Annotated in this window: 4 protein-coding genes and 2 pseudogenes; 3 read left to right on the forward strand and 3 right to left on the reverse strand. The window is 69.0% G+C overall.

What is annotated here, in order from left to right; translation table 11 throughout:
* From AC08OJ_RS12175 to AC08OJ_RS12185, 3 genes and pseudogenes are all read right to left on the reverse strand, one after another.
* Positions 1 to 473 (reverse strand): annotated as a pseudogene (locus AC08OJ_RS12175) (hypothetical protein); the annotation flags it as partial.
* Between the two features lie 46 nt (positions 474 to 519).
* Positions 520 to 3,240, reverse strand: a complete 2,721-nt coding sequence (locus tag AC08OJ_RS12180; RefSeq protein ID WP_476595773.1) for a transglycosylase domain-containing protein — start codon at positions 3,238 to 3,240, stop codon at positions 520 to 522.
* 758 nt (positions 3,241 to 3,998) lie between these two features.
* Positions 3,999 to 4,406 carry a DUF5318 family protein gene (locus tag AC08OJ_RS12185; protein WP_476592880.1) on the reverse strand — a complete coding sequence of 136 codons (408 nt, stop codon included), beginning with the start codon at positions 4,404 to 4,406 and terminating at the stop codon, positions 3,999 to 4,001.
* A 426-nt stretch (positions 4,407 to 4,832) separates the two neighbouring features.
* On the opposite strand from AC08OJ_RS12185, the gene AC08OJ_RS12190 reads away from it, so the two are divergent.
* From AC08OJ_RS12190 to AC08OJ_RS12200, 3 genes and pseudogenes are all read left to right on the forward strand, one after another.
* Entirely contained in the window at positions 4,833 to 5,753 is a 921-nt protein-coding gene (locus AC08OJ_RS12190) for a PadR family transcriptional regulator (RefSeq protein ID WP_476595774.1), read from the forward strand.
* A 116-nt stretch (positions 5,754 to 5,869) separates the two neighbouring features.
* Positions 5,870 to 6,943, forward strand: a complete 1,074-nt coding sequence (locus AC08OJ_RS12195) for an inositol-3-phosphate synthase (protein ID WP_476592878.1) — start codon at positions 5,870 to 5,872, stop codon at positions 6,941 to 6,943.
* Between the two features lie 160 nt (positions 6,944 to 7,103).
* Positions 7,104 to 8,303: pseudogene (locus tag AC08OJ_RS12200) on the forward strand (MFS transporter); the annotation flags it as partial.

Raw genomic sequence — 8,303 nt, forward strand, 5'->3', positions numbered from 1 at the left:
GCCGACCGCATGTCCATCGTGTAGTGGTCGAAGACACGCTCACCGTTCTCCTCCCGGTAGACCGCCCGCGGTCCGTCCGCGAGACCGGCTGGCCAGGCGACAAGCTGCATGGTGGCGCCGATCAACGGCGGGTATTCCGTCGGGTAGTCCAGATAGGGGATCTTCCCGTCGACCAGCCCCTCCTGGCTGTACAGCGCGACGATGTCGGAGTAGCACAACGCCGTGTACTGGTGCTCATGCGTCCAGTTCCGGGTGTCCCGGCAACTGATCTTCTGGGTATAGCCGAGGACCCCAGCCACGATGACCATCGCCATCAGCACCCGCAGCCGGGTCAGCCAACCACGCCGGTCGGGCACGACCGCGTGCTCACCCGGCGGCCCACCGATGAGCTGGCTTGCCCCCGCGACGACCGGGTCCTCCCGGGCCGGGCTGACGCGGACGGGGGACGCCGGGGACAGGGCCATGCCCGTCATTCTCGCCCCATGACAGCCCATGACAGCACTGAACTCGACCTCCCGGTCAACTGAACGGGTCGGAGAAGATCCCCGTCTGTCGAGCTGGCCGGCCCTGCTGGCCGGCACCCTGCTGACCACTGCCGTTGCCATTGCCGTTGCCATTGCCGTTGCCACTGGGGTTCAGGAGATCGCCCAGGTTGAGCCCGGTATCGCCGGGCTGGCTCGATGGGGCGCTCGGCGCCGGGGTGGGTGTGGGAGTCGGCTCGGGCTCGTTATCCTGCACGAGGCCACCGAAGGCCGGCGAATCGAACTTCGACGGCGGCACCCCCGTCAGCGCGGCGTCCATGAACGCCTTCCACACCTTGGCCGGGTAGTTACCTCCGTAGACGCCCTTGTCGGCGCCGGGAATGCCCTTCAGCACGTCCTGCTCGGTGCCCTTGCCCCGGAACATGTTCACGCAGGACGCGATTTCCCTGGTGTATCCGCAGAACCAGGCCGACCGGAAGTTGCTCGACGTCCCGGTCTTGCCGGCGGCCTCGCGCCCGCCATCCAGCCGGGCCCGCTTCCCGGTGCCGCTCGGATCCGTCAGCACGCTCTGCAGGGCGTACGTGGCGTCGCGGGCCACCACGGCCGGGATGACCTGCTTCGCATCCGGGGTACCCGAGTAGATCACCTGCCCCTTGCCGTCGACCACCTTGTCGACGATGTGCGGCGTGGCCCGCACTCCGTTGCCGGCGAGGGTCGCGTAGACCGCGGTCATGTCCACCGCGCGCACGTCGTCCTGGCCCAGGGTGATACCCGCCTCGTTGCGAAGCTGAGTGCTGCTCGGGATGCCAAGGTCGCGCGCGGTCTTGACGATGTTCGAGACGCCGATGTTCTGCCCCAACGGTACGTACACCGTGTTGATGGAGCCCGCCGTCGCCTCGATGAGATCCTTGTACCCGAGATCACCCGGCTCGCCCTCGTCGTTGCTGACCACGTAGTTCCCCGGCAGCGTGATCTTGGCGGGAGCGGCGAAGGTCGACTTGAGGTTGATGTTCTGGCGCAGCGCCGCGACCAAGGTGATCGTCTTGAAGGTGGAGGCGGACTGCACCTGCGCCCCTGACACGTTGTCGACGTACTGCTCATGGCCCTGTGCGTCCTTGCCGTAGAGCGACCCGCCGTACCAGGCGAGGATCCTGCCGGTCCCGGGTTCTACCGCGGTGAGCCCGGTACGCAGATCCGGCACTGCGGCGTACGCCGGGCCCAACACGTCGCTCACCGCCTGGAAGGCCTTGAACTGCCGCCCCTTGTCGATCGTGGTCGTGATGCGCAGTCCACCGCGGTTGATCTGGTCCTCGGTGATCTTCCCGACGGTCGTAAGCTCACGTTTGACCTGGTTGCGGATGTACGCGATCTGATCGGACGAGGCGGCGGCATCCTCCGCCTTCGCGGCCACGGGTGGGGGGCTCTGCTGGGCGAGTTCCGGCGGAGCCCAGCCCTCGGCAACCATCGTCGCGACCACGTCGTGCCAGCGGTTCGCCGCCGGACCCGGGTTCTTGGCCGGGTCGAGGTAGTTGGGTGATCGGATCAGGCCCGCGATGACCGCCCCCTGAGCGGGGGTGAGTTTGGCGGCCGGGGTGTTGAAGTAGGCCTTCGCCGCCGCTTCGATACCGTAGGCGCCCCGGCCGAAGTAGATCGTATTCAGGTAGAACTCCAGGATCTGTCCCTTGGAGTACTTCTGGCCCAGCTTCACCGCGAGCACGATCTCGCGCATCTTGCGGGTGAAGGTCCGCTCCTGCGACAGGTACGCGTTCTTGGCGTACTGCTGGGTGATGGTCGAACCACCCTGCAGCTCCCCGCCGATGAGGTTCACGTAGAGCGCCCGGGCGATGCCCTTGGGAGAGATACCGGGTTCGTGATAGAATTTCTTGTCCTCGGCCGCGAGCACCGCGTGCTGCAGGTCCATGGACACTTCGGCGAGCGGCACGTCGGTGCGGTTCACGGTGCCGATCCGGGCAAGCTCCTCACCGTTGTCCTGATGCGAGCCAGCCGGCGGTCCGTAGAAGATGATCGACGTCTGGTCGGTTTTCACCTCGGCAGGCAGCGGGACCTGGGTCGCCGCGTAGATGACGCCGATGCCGGCGACGAACAGGAGAAGGCCGGAGAAGAAGCCGGCGAAGACCAGACGGCGCATCCAGCGCGGGCGCTGTCGCCACCACATCGGGCCGTGTCGCCCCTGGCCCGGCCGGGAGGCCTTCCCGTTGCGGCGCCCGGTTCCTCCCGGCCCGCCCGGGGCACCCATCTCCGCCCGGGAGGATCGGCCTGGACCGGTCCGGCGGGGCTCGATCCGATCCGCACCCGGTCGCCCACCCGCCATCCGGCGGGTAGCGGCCGATCCACCTCCCTCCCGTGCCCGGGTCCGGACGGCCATCAGCTCGGTAGCGCGGGTGAGGTCGCGCCGACCGGCCACCTGCCGAGCGGGCGTTACCTCGGTCATGCGGTCGCGGTCCGACACCCCGTTGCGGCGGCCGTTCCGGGAGTCCCGCTCCGGCGTCACCTTGTGGTAGATGGTGGCGTCCACGGTGCGTTCCCGGACATCGATCCGCCGTAGGGCCTCCTGGTCGACGGTGTCGTACAGGGTGTTGACCTCGGCGGCCGGCCGGTCCGGCCCACGGTCGGGGACGCCACGGTCAGAGGCAGTCCGATCGGAGAACCCACGGCCGGGAACCCGCCTGGTGGGGGCTGCCCGACCGGATGGCGCGCCGCCTCCTCGACGACGACCGGTCGCCTCGCCAACGGGCATGCCGGGACGACCACTGGACGGTTCACGGCCGGGCACGTCGGACTTCCCGACGCCGCGGTCCGGCACCCACCCCCCGGCGGCGGGACCGGCACCCCGACCGGTCCTACCATCCGGCGGCATGTTCGTCCTCGCCGCGGTGGGGGGAGCCGCGGGTGGCACGAGAGCGGTGCGCTCCCCTCGCCCGCCGGTGGGCCGGCCCGCTGGCGGCACCAGCCGGCGTCCCTGGACTTGGCCTGCCTGGACTTGGCCTGCCTGGACTTGGCCTGCCTGGGCCTGCTCCGGCCGCCGGGCGCGGTCCGGGGGTATCCGGTCCGCGGTTACCCGGGACTGGCCGTCCGGGTTAGGCCATGCTCGGTCAGGTGCAGGACCACCCCGACTAGAGCCCTGATCGTAGGGAGAGCTCACCAACCGCTCCATCCGTCGCCGTGGGACTCCCCGGTACCCGGACCGCCGCAGGAGACGGGCCGGCGCCCCCAACCATCACCGGAGGTCCGATTTCCACAGGATCCACAGAACCGGCCCGTCTCGGCCCGGACCATGCACGATCCCGGCGACCACCGGTCCACCATCGGACCGGGGCCGACCACGTGATGTTCGCTCACTCGCCGCATTCACCCGACGAGGCTGTGACGAGGTCAGCCCATGGCGGATGCCACGCCAGGACCTGCCATGAGACCCACATGGCAGACCAGGATCTCACGCCGGGTTCCGCCCCCTCGCGCAGGGCGTCCTTCGCGCCTCTCGGGGACGACCAGCCGTCAGCGGTCCGCGGTCCGCCGCCGGGCCTGCTTCTTCGCCTTCGGCTCCCCCGCCCCGATCACATAAGAAGTGACCAGGTGGTTCCAGCCGCAGGGCGGACACACCTCCACCACATAGACCTGCAGCTCGCTGTACCTCGATGCGAGCATGGGGAGCTCCCTGGTGATGCGGGCCCGGCCGGAGCTCTCCCCGAACTCGTCGCCGTAGGCGTAGGTGACATGGATGAGTGGATCGCCGCCTCGGCAGACCGGGCATCGCTTCGTGGTCCGCTCACCGTGGTACCTGGCCGCCCGCAGCAGATAACGATGCGCGTCACAGGCATCCAACGGCGAGATTCTGCCCGCGAAGAGATCCGCCAGCGTCGCCCGGCGGGCGAGCGCGTAGTCGATGACCGACCGCGGACGCATGCCAGCAACGGTACGCCGGAGTCGGCTTCCAGACAGCCGCCAAACCGTCTCCCACCTCACACATCCCGGCTGTGAGCCGGATGACAGTGTGAGCCCGCCCGCACCGGGATCTGGCCGCGCGGGATGGTCTCCGGCCACCGACGGGACCGTCGGACAGCGTCCGCCCCGGGCGGCCACCGGCCCCTTCCGATACGCGGATCTCGGCCGATTATCCCCTGGCAGCCGGGGTTTTCCACGCTCCACAGGCTCGGGGAACACCCTCGCCAGGGCGCGACGCCCGTTCGGCGGCCGGTGGATCCATCGATGGTCCGGCCGGGGTCGGGATGCACCAGCAGAGCGCCTATTTGTCATCTTCCGGTCGCTGACTGGTCATTCCTGGTTGCGGTACTCGTCCCGCGACGCCTATCCTCGATGTATCGCTTCGATATGTCGAGACGGTCGTTCCGCGAGCCGTGGTGGCTGGCCGCCACGGCTCGCGGAACGACCGGCGGCGCATCGCGGGGCATCACGGTCGAGGAGGGGTGGATCATGCTGGAGCTGGCGGTCCTCGCCCTGCTCTCCGAGAGCCCTATGCACGGCTATGAACTGCGCAAACGGCTCGCGGCGCTGCTCGGCGCGTTCCACCGGTTCAGCTACGGCTCGCTCTATCCCTGTCTGCGTCGTCTCGCGTCCGCCGGATACATCACCGCGGACGACGTCAGCGCCGCGGGCCGTCTCGGCGGGCGCAGCCGGGTCGTCTACACCCTGACGGGCGAGGGCAAGGAGAAGCTCGCGGACCTGCTGGGCGAGGGCGGACCGTCGTCCTGGGAAGACGAGATGTTCGGCGTGCGCTTCGTCTTCTTCTCGAAGACGGACGCCGCTGTCCGCCTCCGCATCCTCGAAGGTCGCCGCGGGCGGCTCGAGGAGCGCCGGGAGAAGGTTCGGTCGGCCCTGACCCGGACCGTCGAGCGTTTCGACTCCTACACACTCGAGTTGCAGCGCCACGGCCTGGAATCGGTCGAACGTGAGGTCCGCTGGCTGAACGAGCTGATCGAGACCGAACGCGCCGGCACCCCCACCGGCACCCAGGGACCACAGTTGTCGACAGGATCCACAGGTTTGTCCACAAACCCGTCCATAGGATCCGTGCAGCCGGGGGCACCCGTCGTCGGACCGGCCCGCCCAAGCGGGCCGGGAAGCCCTCCGGCACAGGCGGACCGCCAGGACGACCCGCGCGCACGGGAGGGCGGCACACCTGCCGACGCCGACGCGCACCTGAATGTAAACGTGAACAGGCGTGGCCGGAGCAGGCATGCCCCGCGGACAGCCGGCCAGGACCCCGACGGCGAGGTCCCGACCACCCGATGAACGTCATCCCGTAGCGGGTCCCTGTTCCCGACCAGCATGATCGGGAATGCCGCGGCGGAGCTGTATGCCCCAGATGACCCATTTCCACGAAGATCTCAGCTAAGGAGCAGACCGTCATGGGCTCGGTACGTGTCGCCATTGTCGGCGTGGGCAACTGCGCTGCCTCGCTGGTCCAGGGGATTGAGTACTACCGCGATGCCGACCCGTCGGCCCAGGTCCCCGGGCTGATGCACGTGCGGCTGGGCGAGTACCACGTCTCGGACCTGACATTCGTCGCCGCGTTCGACGTGGACGCGAAGAAGGTCGGCCGCGACCTCTCCGAGGCCATCGTCGCCAGCGAGAACAACACCATCAAGATCGCGGATGTCCCGCCGCTCGGGGTCACCGTCGCCCGCGGGCACACTCTCGACGGCCTCGGCCGCTACTACCGGGAGACCATCGAGGAGTCGGACGAGCAGCCGGTCGACGTCGTCGCGACCCTGCGGGAGACCCGTGCCGACGTGCTCGTCTGCTACTTGCCGGTCGGTTCCGAGGACGCCGCGAAGTTCTACGCCCAGTGCGCCATCGACGCCGGCGTCGCCTTCATCAACTGCCTGCCGGTGTTCATCGCCGGGGTGCCCGAGTGGGCGGAGAAGTTCCGCGCGGCCGGCGTGCCGATCGTCGGCGACGACATCAAGTCACAGGTCGGCGCGACCATCACCCACCGGGTTCTGGCGAAGCTCTTCGAGGACCGCGGCGTGATCCTGGATCGGACCATGCAGCTCAACGTCGGCGGCAACATGGACTTCAAGAACATGTTGGAACGCGAGCGGCTGGAGTCCAAGAAGATCTCCAAGACGCAGGCCGTGACCTCCCAGGTCTCTCACGACCTCGGCAGGGACAACGTGCACATCGGGCCGTCAGACTACGTCGCCTGGCTGGACGACCGCAAGTGGGCCTATGTCCGCCTTGAGGGACGTGCCTTCGGCGACGTGCCGCTGAACCTCGAGTACAAGCTTGAGGTGTGGGACTCCCCCAACAGCGCCGGGGTGGTCATCGACGCGGTGCGCTGCGCCAAGATCGCGCTCGACCGGGGCATCGGCGGCCCGGTCCTCTCCGCCTCCTCCTATTTCATGAAGTCCCCGCCGGAGCAGTACCGCGACAACGAGGCCCGGGACAGGGTGGAGGCATTCATCCGCGACGAGGGCTGATCGAGGGCTGATTTCTCGTCGTCCTCATCTTTCTCGTCGGGTCCTCCTCGTCGGATCGGCCGGCCAGCGGACCCGGTCGGAAACACAGGTGTCCGGCAGCCCGGAGGGGACGGCCGGACCTTGTGCCCGGAGTCGATCATTCTGGTCCTAGGCTGACGACGTGGCCCGGGCGGAGAACCTTCGTGAGCTGCTGCACGGCCGTGGGTTCCGGATGCTCTACGCGTCCAGACTCACCTCCCAGGCCGCCGACGGCGTCTTCCAGGCGAGCCTCGTCAGCTATGTGCTGTTCTCCCCCGAACGGGCGACCTCGGCGGCGGCCCTGGCCGCGTCGCTCGCGATCGTCGTGCTGCCGTTCAGCGTCATCGGACCCTTCGCCGGCATCGTGCTCGATCGCGTGTCCCGCCAGCGGGTTCTGGTGGTCTGCTCACTCGTCCGGATGCTATTGATGGGCATCCTGGTCGCTCTGATCGCCACCGGCCGGACGGGCGTCGACTTCTACGCGGTGGCACTGGCGTCGGTGAGCATGAACCGCTTCGTGCTGGCGGCGCTGTCCGCCGGGCTCCCGGTCGTGGTCGGCCTCGACCGGCTCGTCACGGCGAACGCCCTGTCCAGTCACCTCCGGCACCGTCGCGACGCTCGCCGGAGCCGGTGTCGGCAGCGGACTGCGCGGGCTGATCGGCGGCGAGGACGGGACGGTGGCGTTCGTCGCCGGTCTGGCAGCTTTCACCTACCTTGTGGCCGCCGTCACCGCGGCGCGGGCGGGACGGAGCGACTTCGGTCCGCTGGAGACGGTGGCCTGGCAGGGCGCCTGGGCGCAGACCACCCAGGTCGTCGCCGACATGCTTGACGGCGCCCGCTATCTGGTGAACCACGGGCCGGCCCGGCGGGCGCTCGCCGCCCTCACCACCTCGCGAGCCGCCTACGGCCTGATCCTCGTGATGACGGTGTTGCTGTATCGCAACTACTTCACTGGCCCGGAAGGCGGGCTCGCGGGGCTCGCCGCCGTCGTTGCCGCCAGTGGGGCCGGCACGGTGAGCGCCGCGGTCGCGACTCCCCACGTCACGGGGCGCATGCCGAAGTCGAGCTGGATCGCCCTCGTCCTGGTACTCGGCGGGGTTGTCGAGGTCGCGCTCGGGCTGCCCTTTTCCTCGACGCTGTTCATCGTCGCGGCAGCATTGCTCGGGTTTTCCGCACAGGCCAGCAAGATCTGCGTGGACACCATCGTGCAGGAGGAGACCGACGACGCCTACCGCGGTCGCGCCTTCTCGCTCTACGACCTGCTGTTCAACGTCGCCTTCGTGGCCGCCGCGGCGGTGGCCGCCGTGGTCCTGCCGGACGAGGGCCGGTCCGTTCCGGTGGT

This window comes from Frankia sp. CgKIO3 (assembly GCF_977946435.1).